15 protein-coding genes and 1 riboswitch are annotated in these 19041 nt (G+C 74.6%); of the genes, 9 read left to right on the top strand and 6 right to left on the bottom strand.

The genetic code is table 11. From position 1 onward, the window contains the following. Positions 1-159: 159 nt before the first annotated feature. A complete protein-coding gene (locus ACH4PU_RS22045; protein ID WP_398274520.1) occupies positions 160-1116 on the top strand; it encodes a helix-turn-helix domain-containing protein in 957 nt (318 codons plus the stop codon). 37 nt (positions 1117-1153) lie between these two features. Here ACH4PU_RS22045 and ACH4PU_RS22040 read toward each other — a convergent pair whose 3' ends face one another. Both ACH4PU_RS22040 and ACH4PU_RS22035 read right to left on the bottom strand, forming a co-directional pair. Then, entirely contained in the window at positions 1154-1579 is a 426-nt protein-coding gene (locus ACH4PU_RS22040) for a hypothetical protein (protein ID WP_398274517.1), read from the bottom strand. A 259-nt stretch (positions 1580-1838) separates the two neighbouring features. Continuing rightward, positions 1839-2210 carry a 5-carboxymethyl-2-hydroxymuconate Delta-isomerase gene (locus tag ACH4PU_RS22035; protein WP_398274514.1) on the bottom strand — a complete coding sequence of 124 codons (372 nt, stop codon included), beginning with the start codon at positions 2208-2210 and terminating at the stop codon, positions 1839-1841. Positions 2211-2337: 127 nt separating this feature from the next. Here ACH4PU_RS22035 and ACH4PU_RS22030 point away from each other — a divergent pair, with 127 nt between their 5' ends. Next, on the top strand, positions 2338-3201 hold the full coding sequence (locus tag ACH4PU_RS22030; RefSeq protein ID WP_398274511.1) for an Fpg/Nei family DNA glycosylase: 864 nt from the start codon (positions 2338-2340) through the stop codon (positions 3199-3201). A 7-nt stretch (positions 3202-3208) separates the two neighbouring features. Here ACH4PU_RS22030 and ACH4PU_RS22025 read toward each other — a convergent pair whose 3' ends face one another. Both ACH4PU_RS22025 and ACH4PU_RS22020 read right to left on the bottom strand, forming a co-directional pair. Further along, positions 3209-4651, bottom strand: coding sequence for an amino acid permease (locus ACH4PU_RS22025; protein WP_398274508.1), 1443 nt, complete (start codon positions 4649-4651; stop codon positions 3209-3211). Positions 4652-4798: 147 nt separating this feature from the next. Further along, the gene (locus ACH4PU_RS22020; protein ID WP_398274505.1) at positions 4799-7231 is read right to left on the bottom strand and encodes a GH92 family glycosyl hydrolase; all 2433 of its coding nucleotides are present in this window, start codon (positions 7229-7231) and stop codon (positions 4799-4801) included. Positions 7232-7628: 397 nt separating this feature from the next. Continuing rightward, positions 7629-7723: riboswitch (cobalamin riboswitch) on the top strand. A 165-nt stretch (positions 7724-7888) separates the two neighbouring features. Here ACH4PU_RS22020 and ACH4PU_RS22015 point away from each other — a divergent pair. From ACH4PU_RS22015 to ACH4PU_RS21985, 7 genes are all read left to right on the top strand, one after another. Further along, entirely contained in the window at positions 7889-9016 is a 1128-nt protein-coding gene (locus tag ACH4PU_RS22015; RefSeq protein ID WP_398274502.1) for a hypothetical protein, read from the top strand. Then, positions 9013-11034, top strand: coding sequence for a CbiQ family ECF transporter T component (locus ACH4PU_RS22010; protein ID WP_398274499.1), 2022 nt, complete (start codon positions 9013-9015; stop codon positions 11032-11034). The genes ACH4PU_RS22015 and ACH4PU_RS22010 overlap by 4 nt, the downstream gene beginning before the upstream one ends. Further along, positions 11031-12704, top strand: a complete 1674-nt coding sequence (locus ACH4PU_RS22005; RefSeq protein WP_398274496.1) for an ABC transporter ATP-binding protein — start codon at positions 11031-11033, stop codon at positions 12702-12704. Before ACH4PU_RS22010 ends, ACH4PU_RS22005 begins: the two co-directional genes overlap by 4 nt. A 674-nt stretch (positions 12705-13378) precedes the next feature. Beyond that, the gene (locus tag ACH4PU_RS22000; protein ID WP_398274720.1) at positions 13379-14182 is read left to right on the top strand and encodes an ECF transporter S component; all 804 of its coding nucleotides are present in this window, start codon (positions 13379-13381) and stop codon (positions 14180-14182) included. 20 nt (positions 14183-14202) lie between these two features. Further along, positions 14203-15699, top strand: coding sequence for an LPXTG cell wall anchor domain-containing protein (locus ACH4PU_RS21995; protein ID WP_398274493.1), 1497 nt, complete (start codon positions 14203-14205; stop codon positions 15697-15699). A gap of 44 nt (positions 15700-15743) precedes the next feature. Continuing rightward, positions 15744-16235, top strand: a complete 492-nt coding sequence (locus tag ACH4PU_RS21990) for a DUF4430 domain-containing protein (protein WP_398274489.1) — start codon at positions 15744-15746, stop codon at positions 16233-16235. A gap of 48 nt (positions 16236-16283) precedes the next feature. Next, positions 16284-17012: a (2Fe-2S)-binding protein gene (locus tag ACH4PU_RS21985; protein WP_398274486.1), complete on the top strand. Its 729-nt coding sequence runs from the start codon at positions 16284-16286 to the stop codon at positions 17010-17012. Positions 17013-17097: 85 nt separating this feature from the next. On the opposite strand, the gene ACH4PU_RS21980 is transcribed toward ACH4PU_RS21985, so the two are convergent. Together ACH4PU_RS21980 and ACH4PU_RS21975 are read right to left on the bottom strand one after the other, a co-directional pair. Further along, positions 17098-17700: a helix-turn-helix domain-containing protein gene (locus tag ACH4PU_RS21980; protein WP_398274483.1), complete on the bottom strand. Its 603-nt coding sequence runs from the start codon at positions 17698-17700 to the stop codon at positions 17098-17100. An 81-nt stretch (positions 17701-17781) separates the two neighbouring features. Next, complete coding sequence (locus ACH4PU_RS21975; RefSeq protein ID WP_398274480.1) at positions 17782-18984, bottom strand: serine hydrolase domain-containing protein; 1203 nt, start codon at positions 18982-18984, stop codon at positions 17782-17784. Positions 18985-19041 lie beyond the last annotated feature (57 nt).

Here is a 19041-nt window from a genome sequence, read left to right as displayed (position 1 = left end):
GGCTGGGACCGAAACGCTGGCCCCGAGCAGCAAGCGCCAAGCACCAAGCGCCAAGCACCAAGCGCCAAGCACCAAGCGCCAAGCACCAAGCATCAAGCGCCAAGCGCCAAGCGCCAAGCGCCAAGCGCCAAGCGCCAAGCACGAAGGAGGGGGAACGCGATGCTCCGCGTCCACTTGACGGCGGGCGACCTCGCCCGGGTGCGGTTCGCGCCCCGCCCGGCCCCGCTCCAGGAGCTCAACGCGGCCCTGAGCATGCTCGTCCAGCCGCGCGACGCGCTGCTGTTCGGCCGGTGGCGGCACCGGGTGCTCCGCACCCTGCCGGCCGCCGCCGAACCGCTCGCGGACCTGGCACCACTCGGCGCCGCACCCCGCTTCCTCGACGTCTTCCACGACACCCTCGCCGACGGGCTGGACGCCGTCCGGGCCGCCCCGGGCCTCGTCCGCCCGGAGCTGGAACGCGTCCACGGCGGACGCCCGCCGACGCCGTGGGTGCGGGAGCTGCACGCGGACGCCCCCGCCGCGTGGCGGCTCCTGCGCCGGGCCCAGCGGGCGGCCTTCGACACCGTCCTCGCCCCGGTCTGGCCGCTGGTCCAGGACCTGCACCGGGCCGAGTTCACCCGCCACGCGGTGACCGCCGCCGAGCACGGCACCGGCGCGGCCCTCGCCGCCCTGGTCCCGGGCGGCCGGCTGCGCGGAACGGTCTGGGAATTGCCGTCCTCCGTCGACCGGGACCTCCGCCCGCTCGGCCGCGGCCTGCTCCTCCTGCCCACCTTCCACTGGACGGGCCACCCGCTCGTCGCCGACCTCCCCGACGGCCCCCTCGGCCTCACCTACCCGGCCGGCCCCGGCCTCCCGCTCGTCCCGGCCGGGGCCGAGGACCCGCGGGAGGCGCTGGCCGCGGTCCTCGGGCGGACCCGGCTCGACGTGCTGCTCGTGCTGGCGGAGGAGCACACGACGAGCGGTCTCGCCCGGCGGCTGGGCGTCAGCAATGCCACGGCCTCGGCCCACGCGGCGGCTCTGCGCGGAGCGGGCCTGATCGGGACGGTCCGCGCCGGGCGGGCGGTCCTGCACCGGCGGACGGCTCTGGGGGGTCTGCTCGTGGGTGAGCGGGGCTGAGGAGGGGGCGGGGGGAGCCGGGGGAGTTCGGCCGGGATCAGGCGCGCCGCAGCCCCACGTGCTGCAGGATCGCGAAGCCGCCCACCACCAGCCCCTGCAGCACCGTCCACACCGTGCCGGCCGTCGTGGCGCCGAGGGTGCCCTCCGCGGCCACGACGAGGCTGCCGAGGGCCCATACCGCGTTCAGCGCGGCCACGGTCAGGCCGGCGGCCCGGTTGACGGTCTTCCGGGTGGCCAGCAGGAGGACGCCGACGGCGTACACGGTGAGGAAGGCACCGACCGGGTACTGGACGGCCGTCGAGAAGCCGAGGAACGAGTCGAGGACGCCGGCGAGGGCCAGGTAGCCGATGCCGTTGGCGCCGGTGACGACGGCGTCGAGCAGGAACGCGAACCGGACGAACCGGTCGGCACCGGCGGCCGGGGCCGGTGCGGCGACGGCGGTGGGGTACGGGGTCGTGGCCATGGGCTCTTCCTCTCATGGGCCTCCGGGGTGACTCCCGGAGCGGCGGACGCGGGCCGGGCGGGCGAACAGGAGGCGGCTGCTGCGCGCTCCGTCGGCCCGGCACGGCCGACGCTATGCGGGTGGGGTGCGCGGCGCGATTACCTCGCAAGTAGGGCGGCGGCGACGGCCCGTCCCCCAGGTCCCCGTACCGCCCTCCGACCCGCCGCTCCGGTCGTCCCGCGACACTGCGGCGGTGGGCGTCCGGGGCCCCTTACGCCCCCTACGCCCCCGCCACGCCCGCCTCCCCGATGTGCCGTCGGTAGGCCGCGCCCAGCTCACCCACGTTCACCGAAGCGTGCAGCACCCCCTCCGCCCCCGCCGTGTGCTCCCGTACCAGCGCCAGCACCGCCTCGCTCAGCGCGGCCTTCTGCTCGTCCGTCCGTCCCGCCAGCAGCGCGACCTCGACGTGGACGAGGGACTGCCCGGGCAGGTCCGCCGCCACGACGGCCTCGCAGCGGCGGAAGCGCGTCTTGCAGTTGGTTATGGGGGTGTCCAGGACCTCGGCGGTCAGCGGGTGGAGAGCCTGAGCGAAGGCCCGGCGGTCGAAGACGTCGGCCAGGGATTCCGAGTAGTCGACGGCGAAGTGCGGCATGCGGGGCTCCAAACGTGCGGGGGTCGCGCGCGGACACGGCGATCCGGTGATCATCTTCGCGTCATCCTCTCCTACGGCCCCACCGGTGCCGACTTGCCCGCCCCGTCACCCCCGTCACACTGGAACCATGCCCGAACTGCCGGAAGTCGAGGCGCTCGCGGCCTTCCTCGGCGAGCGGCTGGCCGGCCGTACGGTCGAGAAGGCGCTGCCGGTCGCGGTGAGCGTGCTCAAGACCTACGATCCGCCGCTCACCGCCCTGGAGGGCCGGCCGGTGGCCGGGGTCCGGCGGTACGGGAAGTTCCTGGACATCGCCACCGAGGGCGGCCCCCACCTCGTCCTCCACCTCGCCCGGGCCGGCTGGCTGCGCTGGCAGGACGCCCTCCCCGCCGCCCCGCCGCGCCCCGGCAAGGGGCCGCTGGCCCTGCGCGTCCGGCTGGCCGGCGGCGCCGGCTTCGACGTGACGGAGGCGGGCACCCAGAAACGCCTCGCCGCCTACTGCGTACCCGACCCGTCCGACGTGCCGGGCGTCGCCCGCCTCGGCCCGGACCCGCTGGCCGACGCGTTCACCTTCGACGTCTTCACCCGCCTCCTGCACGGTGAACGCCGGCAGGTCAAGGGCTTCCTGCGGGACCAGAGCGTGATCGCCGGCATCGGCAACGCCTACTCCGACGAGATCCTGCACGCGGCCCGGATGTCCCCGTTCAAGCCGACGTCGGGCCTGGCGGACGAGGAGGCCGCCGTCCTCTACGAGGCGCTGCGGACGACACTCCGGGACGCCGTCGAGCGCTCGCGCGGGCAGGCGGCGGCCGGGCTGAAGGCGGAGAAGAAGAGCGGCCTGCGGGTGCACGGCCGCACCGGCGAACCCTGTCCGGTCTGCGGCGACACCATCCGCGAGGTGTCCTTCAGCGACTCGTCGCTCCAGTACTGCCCCACCTGCCAGACGGGCGGGAAGCCGCTGGCCGACCGGCGGCTGTCACGGCTGCTGAAATAGCGCGCGATCAGTCCTGAGGGACCCCGCGGGCGTCCGCGTGCGCCAGCTCCGAGTGCCGGTACGAGTAGGTGAAGTACACGACGAGCCCGATCACGAACCACACCGCGAACCGCACCCACGTCTGCCACGCCAGGTAGGTGATCAGCCAGATCGAGGCCGCCACCCCGATGCCCGGGACCACCGGCACGCCCGGGCAGCGGAAGCCGCGGGGGAGTTCCGGCCGCTTGTACCGGAGGACGATCACGGCGGTGCAGACGACCGCGAAGGCCAGCAGGATCCCGATGTTGGTGAGCTCCGCGGCCTCCCCGATCGGCACGAACCCCGCGATGAGCGCCGAGGCGACGCCCACGATCCAGGTGACCCGGGTCGGCACGTGCCGCGTCGGGTGGGTGTGCGCGAACCACTTGGGCAGCAGCCCGTCGCGGCTCATCGCGAACCACACCCGCGTCACACCCAGCATGAACGTGAACATCACCGTGAGGATGCCGATGATCGCCCCGACCGCGACGACGTCCGCGATGCCGCCCAGCCCCACCGACTTGAAGGCCGTGGAGAAGCCGCTCTCCTTGTCGATGTCCTTGTAGTTCTGCATCCCCGTCAGCACCAGGCACGCCAGCACGTACAGCACCATCGAGACGCCCAGCGAGTACATGATCGCCCGGGGCATGTGCCGCTGCGCGTCCTTGGACTCCTCGGCGGCCGTGGACATCGCGTCGTACCCGAAGACGGCGAAGAACACGGTGGCGGCCCCGGTGAACGCACCGCTCACGCCGAACGGGAAGAAGGGGTGGTAGTTGGAGCTCTTCACGTGGAAGAAGCCGACGATCACCACCAGCAGCACCACCAGGATCTTCAGCCCCACCACGATCGTCTCGAAGCGGGCCGCGCTCTTGATGCCCAGGGTGAGCAGATAGGCGATCAGCAGGCAGAGCACGGCGGCGAACAGGTCCACCCGGTGGCCGTCCCCGGTGCCGGGCGCGCCCAGCATCCAGTGAGGGAGGTTCGCCCCCGACTCCGTCACCAGGAAGTTGACATAGCCGGAGATGCCGATGGCGACGACGGAGACGATGGCCGTGTACTCCAGCAGCAGGTCCCAGCCGATGAACCACCCGCCGATCTCGCCCAGCACCGCGTAGCCGTAGGTGTAGGCGGAGCCGGCCCGTGGGATGAGGCCCGCGAACTCCGCGTACGAGAACGCCGCCGCCGCGCTGGCCAGGCCCGCGATGAGGAACGAGACGAGCACCGCGGGCCCGGCCGTGCCGTTGGCGATCGTGCCGGCGAGGCTGAAGATGCCGGCGCCGATGATGCCGCCGACGCCGATGGCCGTGAGCTGCCACAGGCCGAGGGTGCGGGACAGGTGCTCGCCGTGCGCCTCCGCCGTCTCCGCCTCTTCGATGGTCTCGATCGGTTTGCGGCGCAGCATGCCGTGACCGGCCCGGAGCCCTGCCATGTCCTGTCCTCTCGTCGCCCTGTCCTCGTGTCGGCGGGACGCTGACGGCGGCTCATGATGGTGCACCGGAACCGGTGACGGAAGGCGCCGCTCCGGTGACGTCCGGCCTTCAGCCGATCCGTCCTCGGCCGATCCTTTCCCGGCTCCTCAGCCGATCAGTCCCCGGCCGACGGCGGGCACCGCCGCCGACCGCCCGGTGCCCCACCGGCCCGGCTTCGGGCCGACGGTCAGCTCCAGCCGCTCCGCGCGCCGGAGCGCCGCCGTCGTCAGGTATGTCCGGTCGAAGGCGGTGCCGTCCAGCCGGGCGGTCTGGATGTAGCGGTCGGCGGCGGAGGTGCCGGGCGCGGTCACGGTGAACCGGCCGTGCGGGTACCAGTGCTGGTCCAGCCGCAGTTCGACGCGGTCGAAGACCGGGGTGCTCAGCCCCCACACGTCCGTCCCGGGCCTTACCGGGTAGACGCCGATGGCCGAGAGGACCATCCAGGACGACATCGTGCCCAGGTCGTCGTTGCCGGTCATGCCGTCGGGCGCGTCCGTGAAGAGGGTCAGCGCGGCGTGCACGACGTCCGTGGTCTTCCAGGGCCGGCCGGTGGCGAGGTAGGTGTAGGGGGCGATGAGGTCGGGCTCGTTCTGCGGGTTGTACTTGTCCGCGTTGTAGTAGTCGTACGGGCCGTGCACCCACACCTCGCGGGCGGTGCGGGCCGGGTCGGCGAGCAGCTTGTCGTAGGCGAAGAAGGAGTCGAGCCGCTTCTCCGCCGCCTCCCGGCCCCCGATCAGCTCGATCATCCCGGGCAGGTCCTGGGGGACCAGCCACTGGTACTGCCAGGCGGTGCCCTCGTGGAAGCCCGGGCTCTTCGCCGGGTCCGCGGAGCCCGTGAACGCGCCCTTGGCGTCGCGGGGCCGGAAGAAGCCCGTCGCCGGGTCGAACAGCTTCCGGTAACTGCGGGAGCGTTCCGCGTAGCGCTTGGCGTCGTCGTGGTGGCCGAGCGCCTCCGCCGTCTCCGCCAGCACACCGTCGGCCAGCGCGTACTCCAGGGTGGCGGAGGCGCCCTGCTGGAAGTCGGAGTCGCCGGGCTTGTGCCGGGACAGCTCGGGCGCCAGCGGAACGTAACCGTCCACCAGATAGCGCTCATTGGCCTCGCGGCCCATGGACGGGGAGTCGGCGGGCGGCACCCCGTCCGCGTTCCGCCGCAGCGCCCGGTACGCCTCCTCCTCGTGCCCCGCGAGCAGCCCCTGGCGGTAGGCGTTGGTGAGGTACGGGGTGACGGGGTCACCGGTCATGATGTTGGTCTCGACCGGCCCGTACCCCCACTTGGGCAGCCATCCGCCCTCGGCGTCGATCCGCAGCACGGACAGCGCCATGTCGCGGGCCTCGGCCGGCGCCAGCAGGGACAGGAGCTGCGCCTGGGTACGGTAGGTGTCCCACAGCGACCAGTTCTGGTAGTACGTGAACCCCTTGGCCTCGTGCGGCTTCCCGTCCCAGCCGAGGTAGCGGCCGTCGGTGTCGCTGCCGGTGTTGGGGGAGAGGAACGACCGGTAGAGCGCCGAGTAGAAGGTGCGGCGCAGCGTCCGGTTCCCGCCCTGGACGGCGACGTCGCCCAGCCGCTTCTCCCACGCGGCGCGCGCCGCCTCCGCCGTCCGGTCGAAACCGGCCTCCTCGGCGGCCAGGTTGCGCCCGGCGCCGTCCGCGTCCACGTAGCTGACGGCGGTGGTCGCCTCGACCCGCTGCTCCTTGCCGGTGTCGAAGCGCACCCAGGCGCCGTTCCGCCCGGTCCCCGAGGACGCCCGGGAACCGCTGGTCACCCGCTCGCCCTCCCAGGTGCCGTAGGCGGTGAACGGCCGGTCGAAGCGGGTCAGCGTGTGGACGGTGTACGGCCGGGTGTCCTGGCAGAAGCCCCGCCCGGTGACCGTCGCCCGCACGGTGCGGTCGTCGACGATCTCCACCTTGCTGGAGACGCCCCGGTGCAGCGACTGGCCGGCGTTGATGAGGACGTTGGCCTTGTCGGTGGCGGGAAAGGTGAAGCGCTGACGCCCGGTGTGGGTGGTGGCGGTGAGCTCGGCGGTGACGCCCGAGCCGAGCTTGACGCGGTAGTAGCCGGGCCGGGCGGTCTCGTCGGCGTGCGAGAACGCGGCGGCGTACTTGGCGTTGTCGGTCTCGGTCACCTCCCCCGTGGTCGGCAGGACGGGCAGGTCCCCGCCGATCCGGCAGCCGACCCCGGAGAGGTGGACGGCCGAGAAGCCGCGGATGCGGGTGTGCTTGTAGTCGTAGCCCATGGGGTGGCCGGTGTCGGGGGAGAGCTGCACCATGCCGAACGGGACGGCGGCGCCGGGAAAGGTGTTGCCCTCGTTCTTGGTGCCGATGAAGGGGTTGACGAGGTCGGTGAGGCGCTCGGCGGCGGAGTCATGGGCCGGGAGGGTGTCGGCGGGGGCGGCAGGGGCTGACGGTGCGTCGGCGGGGGCCGGTGGCGTGTCGGCGGGGGCCGGTGGTGCGAGGGCGGCCGTACCGCCCAGGGCCGCCGCCAGGGCGAGGAGGGCGACCCTGGTGCGCAGCCGCGGATGTCCGGTCCGTCTCCGTCTCATCGTCGGATGTCCGGTCCGTCTCCGTCTCATCGTCCACGTCCCTCGCGTGCCGGCGGAAGGGGGTCGGCGCGCTCCCGGCGCCTCCGCACCACTCTCAGGGGAGGCTCGTCGCCGAGGGGCGGTGAGTCAAGGATGCGCCGCGTGGTGGGCGTGGTGTTCCGGCCGCCCGGCGGGCCGCACCGCGACGGGCGGTGACCGGCGGGCGCGGGGGAGGTGCGGGACGGGCGAACTGCCGGTGTACGGCGAGGAATGCCGGTGCCTCGGGAGGTGGCGCCGGTGTACAGTACCGGCGACCAGTTCGAACAATTGACGGAGCGTCGGCTCCGTGCGGGGACGATGTCCCTCCACACGGGAACGGCGTCCTCGTCCGACGACAACCGAATGAGCGGCGCACTCGGGGAAAGCCGGTGGAAGACCGGCGCTGACCTGCAACCGTGAGCGGAGCCCAGCCGGGCGGTCATCTCGAAGACCGGCTGACCCGCGAGCCGGACCGCCCGGCGCGCCGCGGTACCGCTTCCCACTGTCACGGTCTGCAGCGTGGAGCCCTGAGCCCTCGATCCTCCGGCTTCCGGCCCGGGTCCGGTCTCCGTCCGGACCACCGGCGGGGCGCCGCGCGGGCCCGGGGGCCCGGGCGCGGGCCCCAACGAAGGGCGTTTGATGGCCGGTCGGATACGCGCGTCGGTGGCCGCACTGGCGCTGGCCGCCGCTTCCGTCGCCTCGGGGCTCGCCACCGCGGGCGACGCCGCCGCCGTGGACACCGGCCGCGGCAGGCCGGGCTTCTGTCCCGACGGCGACGGGGTCACCGTCGTCGTCGACTTCCAGGGGCTCGGCGGCAGCACGATCGTCCGCTGCGCGCCCGGCGGGCAGTCCACCGGCCTGACCGCCCTGAAGAACGCCGGATTCCGGATCGCCGGGACCCTCCGGTGGGGCGAGGGCTTCGTCTGCCGCATCGAGAGCAAGCCCGAGCCGCGCCGGGAGTCCTGCGCGGACACGCCGCCCGCCAGCGCGTACTGGTCCTACTGGCACGCGCCGAACGACGGCCGCTGGACGTACAGCCAGTGGGGTGTCGCCAACCGCACGCCGCCCGCGGGGAGTTTCGAGGGCTGGTCGTTCTCGCTGGACAAGGAGGCGGGCGGAGCGCCCGCGCCCCGGGTGGCGCCCCGGCGCCCGGGAACGCCCGTACCGCCGCAGGGGGAGCCCCAGCGGCCTCAGCGGCAACCGCAGCCCCAGCCGGGCGGCGGTGACCCGGGACGCCCGGCGGGCGGCGGGGGAGGCGGCGCCGGTGCCCCGGGTGGCGGCGGCCCGGGCAACGGCGCTCCGGCCAACGGGAGTCCGGGTGGCGGGCGTTCCTCCGGAACCGGTGGTTCCGGCGGAAGTGGCGGTTCCGTAGGCGGCGGCGGATCGGCGGCCGGGAGCGGTGGCCCCGGCGACCGACGCGACCCGGGCCGGGAACAGGGCCCCGGCCGTCCCTCCGCACCCGGCGGCGGCCCCACCGGCCCGGCGGGCCCGGCCCCCTCCGGCCCGGCCACACCCGGGGCGGCGGACGAGCGCACCCCGGGCCCCCAGGACACGCCCACCGAGGCCGCCGACTGGACCGGCGGTGAGGACGACGGCAAGCGCACGTCCGCCGACAGCCCGCGGACCGTCGCGCACAGCTCGGACGGCGGCGGTGGCGTGCCCGTCGGCACGATCCTGGTGGCCGCCGCCGCGGCCGGACTCGCCGGTTCCGCGTCCGTCACCGCCTGGCGCCGCAAGCGGGCCGCACGAGGTGACAGCGCATCGTGACGTCCGCACGCCCTCGCGGCGTCCTCCGCGCTCCGCTGGTCCTGCCGCGCGCCCTGCACCCGGGCGCGTGGTGGCTGTGGGCCCTGGGCCTGGCAGCCGCCGCCGGACGCACCTCCAACCCGCTGCTGCTGGCGCTCCTCGTCGCGGCGGCGGGCTGCGTCGTCGTCCGCCGGCGCGGGGACAACCCGTGGGCGCTCGCCTTCCCCATGTACCTGATGCTCGGCGCGTTCATCGTGGTCTCGCGCGTCGTCTTCCGCGTGGTCTTCGGCGGCGGCCAGGGGGAGCACGTCCTGTTCACCCTGCCGGAGGTGCCGCTGCCGCACTGGGCCGCCGGCATCCGGCTTTTCGGCCCGGTGGCCGCCGAACAGGTGCTCGGCGGCGTCTACGACGGGCTGCGGCTCGCCGCCATGGTCATCTGCGTCGGCGCCGCCAACGCCCTCGCCAACCCCAAACGGATGCTCAAGGCGCTGCCCGGTGCCCTGTACGAGATCGGCACCGCCGTCGTCGTGGCCCTGACCGTGGCACCCCAACTCGTCGAGAGCGTCCAGCGCGTCCGCCGCGCCCGGGCCCTGCGGGGCGGCCGGCAGCGCGGGCTGCGCGCTCTGCGCGGCATCGTCATCCCGGTCCTGGAGGACGCCCTCAACCGCTCCCTGGCCCTGGCCGCCGCCATGGCCTCGCACGGCTACGGCAGCACCGGCCGCGCCGGCCGCGCCGCGCCGGGGCCCCGCCGGCTGTCCGGCGCCGTCGTCGTCGCCGGGCTGCTCGGCGTCTGCGCGGGGCTCTACGGCGTCCTCGGTTCCGACACCCCGCGCCGGCTGGGCGTGCCGCTGCTGCTGGGCGGACTCGCCGTCGCCGTCCTGGGCTTCGTCCTCGGCGGCCTGCGGGCGGGGCGCAGCCGCTACCGGCCCGACCGCTGGCGGGCCGCCGAGTTCCTCGTCGCCGGCTCCGGCATCGCCACCGGCGCCCTGCTGTACCTGGCGTCCCGCGCGGACGCCGCCGACCTCTACCCGTCGCTCTCCCCGCTCACCTGGCCGGAGGCGGGCCCGCTGCCCGTCGCCGCGATCCTCGTCGGCGCCCTCCCCGCGTGGCTGGCACCGGCGGCGCCGGGGGCCGTCCCGCGGGAACCCGGGCCGGAGTCCGGGTCGGTGCCGGGCGGTGGCGAGCGGACGAGCGGCCCGGATCCGTCCGAGGGCCGGGCGGTGGCCGAGGGCGAGGCGGCGAGGGGAACGGCGCCCGGTCGGGGCCGGTCCGCCGGGGAACCCGCGAGGACGGACGGGCCCGCGGCGCCGGGTGGGCCTGCGGCTACGCCCGGGCCTGCGGCGTCGGACGGGCCTGTGGCGTCGGACGGGCCTGTGGCGTCGGACGGGCCTGTGGCGTCGGGTGGGCCTGCGGCGACGCCCGGCGGAGCGGTGTTCGGCGGAGCGGTGTCCGGCCGAGCGGTGTCCGGCCGAGCGGTGTCCGCTGCGCGGATTTCCCTCGACGAGGTGTCCGGTGCGCACGAGGCGTCCGCGCCGGCGGTGGGCCTCGATGACCCGAGGATGACGGCCGGTCAGGGAACGGCGGTCGCGAGGGCTGCCGTCGGCAAGGCGTCACCGGAGAGCGCGGTGCCGGCGGTGACGGCAGTGCCGGAGGTGACGGCGGTGCCGGATTCCGTCGGCGAGGCGGAGGTGCCCGCCGCCCGAGAGGGCGCCGTGAACACCGTCACCGACAAGGCGTCCGTCCCGCGTGAGCCGTCGGCCGCGAGGCACGGCGTCGGTGAGCCGGTGGCCCCCCACGGGGAGCCCGCCTCGGAGGCCGCGCCCGCCGAGGCGCGCGAGGACGCCCGGGCGGCGACCCCGGGGATCTCCGGCGGTGACCCGGACGTGACGATCACCCAGACGGTCACCCAAGGGGCGTCCGCCGGGAACGCCGCCGCCTTCACGGCACCGCATGCGCACCAGGCGCCCGGCCCACGCGAGGTGTCCGCCGAGCGTGCCGCCGCCGGAGGCGGGCCTTCCGCGCGGGAGGCGCTCGCGTGATCACCTTCGACGACGTCACCGTCACCTACGCCGGGGCCGACCGGCCCACGCTGCGCGACGTCCGCCTGCACCTGCCCGAGGGGGAACTCTGCCTGGTCACCGGCCGTACGGGCGTCGGCAAGTCCACCCTCCTCGGCGCCGTCAACGGCCTCGTCCCGCACTTCACCGGCGGGCACCTGAGCGGTGAGGTGACCGTCGCGGGCGTCTCCACGCGGGAGGCGCCGCCGCAGGAACTCGCGCACCTCGTCGGCGTCGTCGGCCAGGATCCGCTCGCCGGGTTCGTCACCGACACCGTCGAGGAGGAACTCGCCTATGGAATGGAACAGTTGGGCACCCCGGCCGACGTGATGCGCAAACGTGTCGAGGAGACCCTCGACCTGCTCGGCATCGCCCCCCTGCGGCACCGCGCCCTCCGCACCCTCTCGGGCGGGCAGCAGCAGCGGGTCGCCCTCGGTTCCGTCCTCACCCGGCACCCGCGCGTCCTCGTCCTCGACGAGCCGACGTCGGCGCTCGATCCCACCGCGGCGGAGGAGGTCCTGGCCGCGGTCACCCGGCTCGTCCACGACCTCGGCACCACCGTGCTGATCGCCGAGCACCGGCTGGAGCGCGTCCTGCAGTACGCCGACCGGGTCGTCCACCTGCCCGGCGACGGCCGGGTGACCGTCGGCACCCCGGCCGAGGCCGTCCGCGACGCCGACGTGGCCCCGCCGGTGGTCCGCCTCGGCCGCCTCGCCGGCTGGGACCCGCTCCCCCTGTCCGTCCGCGACGCCCGCCGCCTGGCCGGACCACTGCGGGAGCGCCTGGCCGGACGGGCGCCGGGGGCGGTCGAGGCGCCGGACGCGGTCGACGCGTCGGGCGCCGGGGGAGCCGACGCCGTCCGGGAGACCGTCCTCGCGGCCCGGGACGTCGTCGTCGGCTACGGATCCGTGCGGGCGGTCAGGGGAATGTCCGTGGACCTGGCGGCCGGTGAGGTCGTCGCGCTGATGGGCCGCAACGGATCGGGCAAGTCCTCGCTGCTGTGGGCCCTCCAGGGGTCCGGCCCCCGCCGCTCCGGCCGGGTCGACGTGGACGGCACGGACCCGGGCCGCGTCCCGGCGCGGAAGGCGCGCGGCCTGGTCGGGCTGGTGCCGCAGACGGCGAGCGACCTGCTGTACCTGGAGAGCGTGGACGCGGAATGCGCCCAGGCCGACAAGGAGTCCGGCGCCGCGCCGGGCACCGCGCGCGCCCTCCTCGACGACCTGGCCCCCGGCATCCCCGGCACCCGGCACCCCCGCGACCTGTCCGAAGGGCAGCGGCTCGCCCTCGTCCTCGCCGTCCAACTCGCCGCCGCGCCGCGCGCGGTGCTGCTGGACGAGCCGACGCGGGGGCTCGACCTGCCCGCGAAGGAACGTTTCACGGCCCTGGTGCGGCGCCTCGCCGACGAGGGCCGCGCGGTGGTCGTCGCCACCCACGACGTCGAGTTCGCGGCCCGTACGGCGGACCGCGTCCTGATCACGGCCGAGGGCGAGATCGTCGCCGACGGGCCGACGGCCGACGTGATCGTCGCCTCCCCGGCGTTCGCGCCGCAGGTGGCCAAGGTGCTGGCGCCGCAGGCGTGGCTGACGGTGGAACAGGTGGCGGACGCTCTGGCCTTCGCCGAACGGCCGCCGGTGGCGGAGGTGGGGGTATGAACGTGCGCGGTGGGGACGAGCCGGTCCGCGCGGCCGCCGGCTTGGAGGGGAGCGGCGTTTCCGCCGGTGGCGTCGCGGGCGGAAGCGCCGCCGGTGGCGACCGCGGTGGCCGGGGCACCCGGAGTGGTGCGCCCGGCGGTGCGGGGGAGCGGCCGGAGGGTCGGGCCGCCGGCCTTGACAGCCGGGGCCGGACGCCGTCCGGCCGGCGGCCGACGTCCACCGGACCGTACGACGAGCCGGCGGGCGTCGGGGCGGGAGACCGGACGGCGGACGGTGGCACGGCTGAGGGCAGCACCGTCGGGGCTGTCGGGACTGTTGGTGCGCGGGGCGATCGGCGGCCCGGCCGCGCGGTTGCCGAGCTTTCCGCGGACACCGGCGCGCCGGTGGCGGACGGTTCGGCGGGCGGCTCGGCAAGCGGTTCGACAGGCGGTCAGGAACCGGCCGTTCCGCGGGACGGTTCCGGTTCGTCGCCGACGCTCGCGGACCCTGCGCGGGAGTCCGGCGGGCGCGCGGAGCCGACCGGCGGGACGCGCGCCGCCGCCGGGCCCGCCCGCAGCGCAGGTCCGACCTGCGTCGCTGGTCCGGCCCCCACTGTTGGTCCGACCCGCGTCGCCGGTCCGGTCCGCACGGCCGGTCCGGTCCGCGCCGCCCGTCCCGCCCGCCGCGTCCCCGTCATCCGCATCAAGTTCCGCAGCGGCCTCGTCCTGGCCCTGGCGAGCCTCGCCGGGCTCGCCATGTTCTTCTGGCCGCTGTTTGGCTCGGCCGAACCCCGCACCGGAGGCATGGCGCACACCGCCGACGCGCCGCTGGTCTTCGTCGTCGCGATGCCGGTGCTGCTCGCCGTCGTCCTGGCGGAGATGGCCTCCGGGGGCATCGACACCAAGGCGCTCGCGATGCTCGGCGTCCTGTCGGCCGTGAACGCGGGGCTTCGCCCGCTGGGCGCGGGGACGGCGGGCATCGAGACGGTGTTCTTCCTGCTCGTGCTCGCCGGACGGGTCTTCGGGCCCGGCTTCGGCTTCGTCCTCGGCGCCACGTCGCTGTTCGCGTCGGCGCTGCTCACCGCGGGCGTCGGGCCGTGGCTGCCGTTCCAGATGATCGCGTCCGCGTGGATCGGGCTCGGTGCCGGGCTGCTGCCCAGGCGGGTCACCGGGCGGGCGGAGATCGCCATGCTCGTCGGGTACGGGATCGTCGTCGCCTACGGGTTCGGCTTCCTGATGAACATGTGGTTCTGGCCGTTCACGGCCGGGCCCGACACCCAGCTGTCGTTCCAGCCGGGTGCCCCGCTCCTGGACAACCTCCACCGCTTCGCGGCGTTCACGCTCGTCACGTCCACCTTCGGCTGGGACACCGGCCGAGCCGTCACCAACACCGTCGCCATCCTGCTCACCGGTCCCGCCGTCCTCACCGTGCTGCGCCGCGCCGCCCGCCGGGCGGCGTTCGACGCACCGGTCACTTTTACTCCGGCGTCCCGCCGATGAATTCCCGAGGAGAGAACCGCATGACACAGTCCGTACGTTCGGGCAGAGGCGCCGCCCTGCCGCTGGCACTGGTGGGAGCGGCGTTGCTGTCCACCGGTACGGCGGGGCTCGCTTTCGCCGGTGAGACGCCGGCGGAGGGCCGGACGGGCTCGCAGGTGCCCCTGCCCGTCGCGGCCGAGGCCGCCGCCGCGTGGGCGGCGCACCAGTTGGACGCGCGCTCCAATGCCCAGTGGGACCACGGCTTGACCGCCGACATCGTCATGGGACTGGCCTCCACCGGCACCGCCGGGAAGACGGCCGAACGGGCGACCGACTTCCTGGAAGACACCGCCGGGCAGTACATCCACACCGCCGGCAAGGACAAGGTGAACGCCGGGGGAACGGCCAAGCTGCTGCTGGTCGCGGAGATCATGCACCGCAGGCTCAAGGACTTCGGCGGGTACGATCTTCCTGCCCTGCTGCAGGGTGCTCTGCAGAAAAACGGCCGGTTCAAGGGTCACGACGGCGACTACTCCAACCAGTTCACTCAGTCTCTGAGCGTTCTCGCCCTGCAGCGCGCCGGCGGCGCGCCCAAGGAGGCGGTCGACGTCATCGCGGCGAGCAAGTGCAAGAACGGCGGCTTTCCGCTCGCCCTCAAGGACAAGCCCAACCCCGACACCTGCACCCCGCACACGGATGCCACCGGCATGGCCGTGCAGGCCCTGTTCGCGGCGGGGCGGACGGCCGAGGCCGAAGAGGGGCTGAAGTGGCTCGTCGAGGAGCAGCAACTGCCCAATGGTGGTTTCGCCGACGCCAGTCTGACGCCGGGCAAGCCGAAGAAAGAGTGGGAGGCCAACGCCAACTCCACCGCGCTGGCGGTTCAAGCCCTGCTGGCCGGAAGGCGCACCACGGAAGCCGACCTGGGCATCGACTGGCTGCGCAGCGTCCAGGTGGGCTGTGAGACCAAGAACATCTACGACCGCGGAGCGGTCGGGTGGAAGCAACGCGGCGTCGACGGAAGCACCCTGCGCGCCACCGCGCAAGCCATCCCCGCGCTGGCGCGGCAGCCCTTGGCCAACATCAACGGTGGGCACATGAAGAGCGGCACAGCCCCGCTGACCTGTGCTGGGGACACCGGCAACACCGGTTCCAACGGTGGGCACACGACGTCACCCAGCCCTTCCCAGTCCGCCACGACGGGCAACAGCCCGTCGCCCGAAGCATCGACCGCCGCTCCGACCGGCACCGCGACCGCGACCGCCACGGCGACACCCACCGCGAGCGCCACGGCCGACACCACCACGGGCGGTTCGGACGGTTCCACGGGGACCAGCGGATCCACTGGCACCGGCACGTCGTCCGGTACCGGCACGACCACCGGCACCGGCTCGTCCGGGACCGACAACGCCAGCGGCAGCCTCGCGCGCACCGGGGCGAACACGGCGTACCCCGTCGCCATCGGCGCGGGCGCGTTGCTGCTCGCCGGGTCGGCCGCCGTCGTCGTCTCGCGGCGCCGCCGCCGGGACGACGCGGTCTGAGCCCCCCACAGTCCTCCCCCACCCCATCACGAAAGGTACGTTCCATGCTCGCTCCGCTCACCCGCAAGGCCCTCGTCGCCACCGCCGCCCTCGGTCTGGCCCTCGCCGCGCCGGCCACCGGCGCCGTGGCCGCCACCCCCAAGGCCGCCGCCCCGGCGCCCATCACCGTCAACCTCACGGTGAAGGGCTCCAACGGCGTCCTCTTCAGCGGTGACATCAAGACCACCGGCCACGACGTCACCACCGCCACCGGCGGCACCCACAAGTGCGACGGCACCAACAACAAGGCGAACCCGACCCCGGGCGCCACGCCCACCGCCGCCCTCGACGACGCCTCCAAGAAGAAGGGCTTCACCTGGGACGGCACCTGGTACGCGTCGTTCGACGACTACTTCGTCAACCGCATAGCCAAGGACACCGGGAACGACGAGTACTACTGGAACATCGCCGTCAACGGGACCCCGACCACCGTCGGCGGCTGCCAGTACAAGCTCAAGCAGGGTGACAAGGTGGCCTTCACCTGGACCGCCCTCTGATCCGCCGCTGACCCGCCCGCCTCCGCACCCCTGAGGACCGTACGCCCCATGCACCTCACCGAACTCGCCGCCGTAGGCCCCTTCTTCGCGCTCCGCACGGATGGCGACGAGCTCGGCGGCCCCGGCCCCGGCGGCTACCTGCCGCTGGGGGAGGAGGCCGTGCGGCTGCGGGTGGAGACCGTGGGGCGGCGGTTGGGGACGGGGGAGGAGCGGGTGGCGGCGTCGGTGGCGTTCCAGGGGGTCGCCGGGCGGCTGCTGTCGGTGGCGCTCGGTGCCGCCGTGCTCGTCGGGCGGGTGCCGGACCTCGCCGGTGACGGGCTCCGGTGGCACCCGCTGCTGACGGCGCCCGACGATCTGCGGCTGCCGGACGTGCCGTTCCTGCCGTCCGGCACGGATCCGGTGGCCGGGATCGCCGCCACCGTCGTCGAGGGGCGCCTCGCGCCGCTGCACGATCTGTTCCGGGACGCCGTCCCCGTCTCGTCACGGGTGCTGTGGGGCAACGCGGGGTCGGCGCTCGGCGGCGCCCTGCGGGTGCTGCACACCTGGTGTGCGGAGCGGGGGCGGGGCGAGGAGGCCGAGCGGGCCCTCACCCGCGCCCGCGCGCTGCTGGAACATCCGCTGCTGGCGGGCACCGGGCGGCTGGCCGCCACGGCCGCCGGGCCGGAGTTCGTCCGTACCACCTGCTGCCTGTACTACCGCGTGCCCTCCGGCGGCATGTGCGGCGACTGCGTCCTGCGCCACCCGCCCCGGGCCGCCGCCGGGGCCGCCCGCGGCTGACGCGATCGTGTCCCGTCAGCCGTCAGCCGTCAGCCGTCAGCCGTCAGCCGTCAGCCGTCAGCCGTCAGCCGTCAGCCGTCAGCCGTCAGCCGTCAGCAGCCCCGCCGCGGGCGCGCGGCCTGGCGCGTACGTGCATCCGCTCGCCCTGCCGCCCGAAGATGCTGAGCATCTCGACCGGCCCCTCCCCGGTGGTGCCGAACCAGTGCGGCAGCCGGGTGTCGAACTCGGCGGCCTCACCCGGGCCGAGGACCAGGTCGTGGTCGGCCAGCACCAGGCGCAGCCGGCCCGAGAGGACGTAGAGCCATTCGTACCCCTCGTGGGTGCAGAGCTCCGGGGTCTTCCTGCTCGCGGGCAGGACGGACTTGAAGGTCTGGAGGGGGCCCGGCTGCCGGGTGAGAGGGACGACGACCTGCCCGTTCGCGCGCCGGGGCGTCATCCGGACGCGGGGGTCGCCGACCTCGGGGGCGCCGACCAGCTCGTCCAGTGGCACCTGGTGCGCCTGTGCGATGGGCAGCAGCAGTTCCAGGCTGGGCCGGCGTTGGCCCGACTCCAGGCGCGACAAGGTGCTCTTGGAGATGCCGGTGGCCTCGGACAGCGCCGCCAGGGTCACCCCGCGCCCGGTGCGCAGGCGCTTGAGGCGCGGGCCGACCTCGGACAGGGCGCGGGTGATGGCTGGTGAGTGGTCCACACCCGCATTGCTACCCGGTCGTCCCGGCGGTGGCAACAAGGGTTGCCATGATCGGGAAGCGGGGCAGGACGGCGGACGTGGTCACTTCCCCTTCTTCCCGTTCTTCCCGCAGAGCGCCGCGCCGAGGAAGCGGAAGGCGTCGGCGCCCGCCTTGTCGTTCTTGGTGATGTCGGGGTCGCTGTTGAGGACGAGCGTCACCTGCCGCCGGCCGTCCGCCGTGCCGAAGCTGAAGGTGGCGTACCCCGGCACGCTGCCCGTGTGGCCCAGCATGAGCGTGCCGTCCGCGCAGACGGTGGTGTTGCCCTCCAGGCCCAGCCCGTAGAACCGGCCCTTGCGGTCCCCGCCGTCCGGCGTCAGCGTACGCATCTCCTTGTTGAGCCGGGCGGGCAGCAGCCGGCCGGCGCCGAGGGCGCGGTAGAAGGTGTTGAGGTCGTGGGCGTCGGAGACGACGTTGCCCGGGCCGCGGAAGACGTCCGGGTCGTACTCGGTGATGTCGGTGTACGGCGCGGTCGGGCGGGGGAACCGCTCGTAACCGTGCAGGTGGCGGCCGGCCAGTCGCGCGTCGGACGGGACGCCGGTGTTCTTCAGGTGCAGCGGCCGGACGACGCGCCGGTCGATCTCGTGGCCGAGCGAGTGGCCGGTGAGGCGTTCCACCAGCAGCCCCAGCACCACGTAGTTGGTGTTGGAGTACTCCCACTTGCCCTTCTCCCCGGGCTCGAAGGGGGAGGTCTCGGTGAGGGCCAGGGCGATCAGCTCGCGCGGGGTCCAGTGGCGGGTCCGCAACTGGCCGAGGTCGCCCCCGATGCTCTTGACCAGGGCGTCGGTGTAGTTGGGCAGGCCGCTGGTGTGGTGCAGGAGCTGGCGTACGGTGATCTGCTTGCCGTGGCGGCCGGCCGGGATGACGCCCGGCAGGCTGCGGTCCACCGGGTCGTCCAGGCCGACGCGCTTCTCGGCCACCAGTTGCAGCACCACCGTGGCGACCAGGCTCTTGGTGACGCTGCCGGCGCGGAACCGGTCGTCGGCGGACGGCGGCCGCCCGGTGCGGAGGTCCTCCACCCCGGCCGTGCCCCGCCAGACGCCGTGCTCGTCGCGGACCTCGGCGACCGCTCCGGGTATGCCGTCGGCCACCACCGCCCGCAGCGCCTCCCGCAGATCGGCCCGGTCGGCGGCGCCGTGCCCGCCCGTCCCGGCCGGGGCGGCGAGCGCGGGCGCCGTCGAGGCGAGCAGGGCGGTGGCGAGGAGGGCGGTGACGGTGCCGGTGCGGCGGCGGTGCTGGGCGATCATGGAGGCGCAGGGCCTTTCGGGGGGTCGCGGGCAGTGGCCACTCCAAGAGTCGGCGGC

The organism is Streptomyces sp. NPDC021100 (assembly GCF_044333095.1).
Taxonomy (GTDB): Bacteria; Actinomycetota; Actinomycetes; order Streptomycetales; family Streptomycetaceae; genus Streptomyces.
The sequence above is the reverse complement of the archived record's forward strand: the minus strand, read 5'-3'. Positions and strand labels throughout refer to the sequence as shown.

What these genes read in the sequence shown, in the direction of transcription:
- ACH4PU_RS21995 (WP_398274493.1), top strand. Translation starts at nt 14,203, where the DNA reads ATGACACAGTCCGTACGTTCGGGCAGAGGCGCCGCCCTGCCGCTGGCA.
- ACH4PU_RS21990 (WP_398274489.1), top strand. Translation starts at nt 15,744, where the DNA reads ATGCTCGCTCCGCTCACCCGCAAGGCCCTCGTCGCCACCGCCGCCCTC.
- ACH4PU_RS22025 (WP_398274508.1), bottom strand. Translation starts at nt 4,651, where the DNA reads ATGGCAGGGCTCCGGGCCGGTCACGGCATGCTGCGCCGCAAACCGATC.
- ACH4PU_RS22030 (WP_398274511.1), top strand. Translation starts at nt 2,338, where the DNA reads ATGCCCGAACTGCCGGAAGTCGAGGCGCTCGCGGCCTTCCTCGGCGAG.
- ACH4PU_RS22020 (WP_398274505.1), bottom strand. Translation starts at nt 7,231, where the DNA reads ATGAGACGGAGACGGACCGGACATCCGCGGCTGCGCACCAGGGTCGCC.
- ACH4PU_RS22040 (WP_398274517.1), bottom strand. Translation starts at nt 1,579, where the DNA reads ATGGCCACGACCCCGTACCCCACCGCCGTCGCCGCACCGGCCCCGGCC.
- ACH4PU_RS21975 (WP_398274480.1), bottom strand. Translation starts at nt 18,984, where the DNA reads ATGATCGCCCAGCACCGCCGCCGCACCGGCACCGTCACCGCCCTCCTC.
- ACH4PU_RS21985 (WP_398274486.1), top strand. Translation starts at nt 16,284, where the DNA reads ATGCACCTCACCGAACTCGCCGCCGTAGGCCCCTTCTTCGCGCTCCGC.
- ACH4PU_RS22035 (WP_398274514.1), bottom strand. Translation starts at nt 2,210, where the DNA reads ATGCCGCACTTCGCCGTCGACTACTCGGAATCCCTGGCCGACGTCTTC.
- ACH4PU_RS22015 (WP_398274502.1), top strand. Translation starts at nt 7,889, where the DNA reads ATGGCCGGTCGGATACGCGCGTCGGTGGCCGCACTGGCGCTGGCCGCC.
- ACH4PU_RS22045 (WP_398274520.1), top strand. Translation starts at nt 160, where the DNA reads ATGCTCCGCGTCCACTTGACGGCGGGCGACCTCGCCCGGGTGCGGTTC.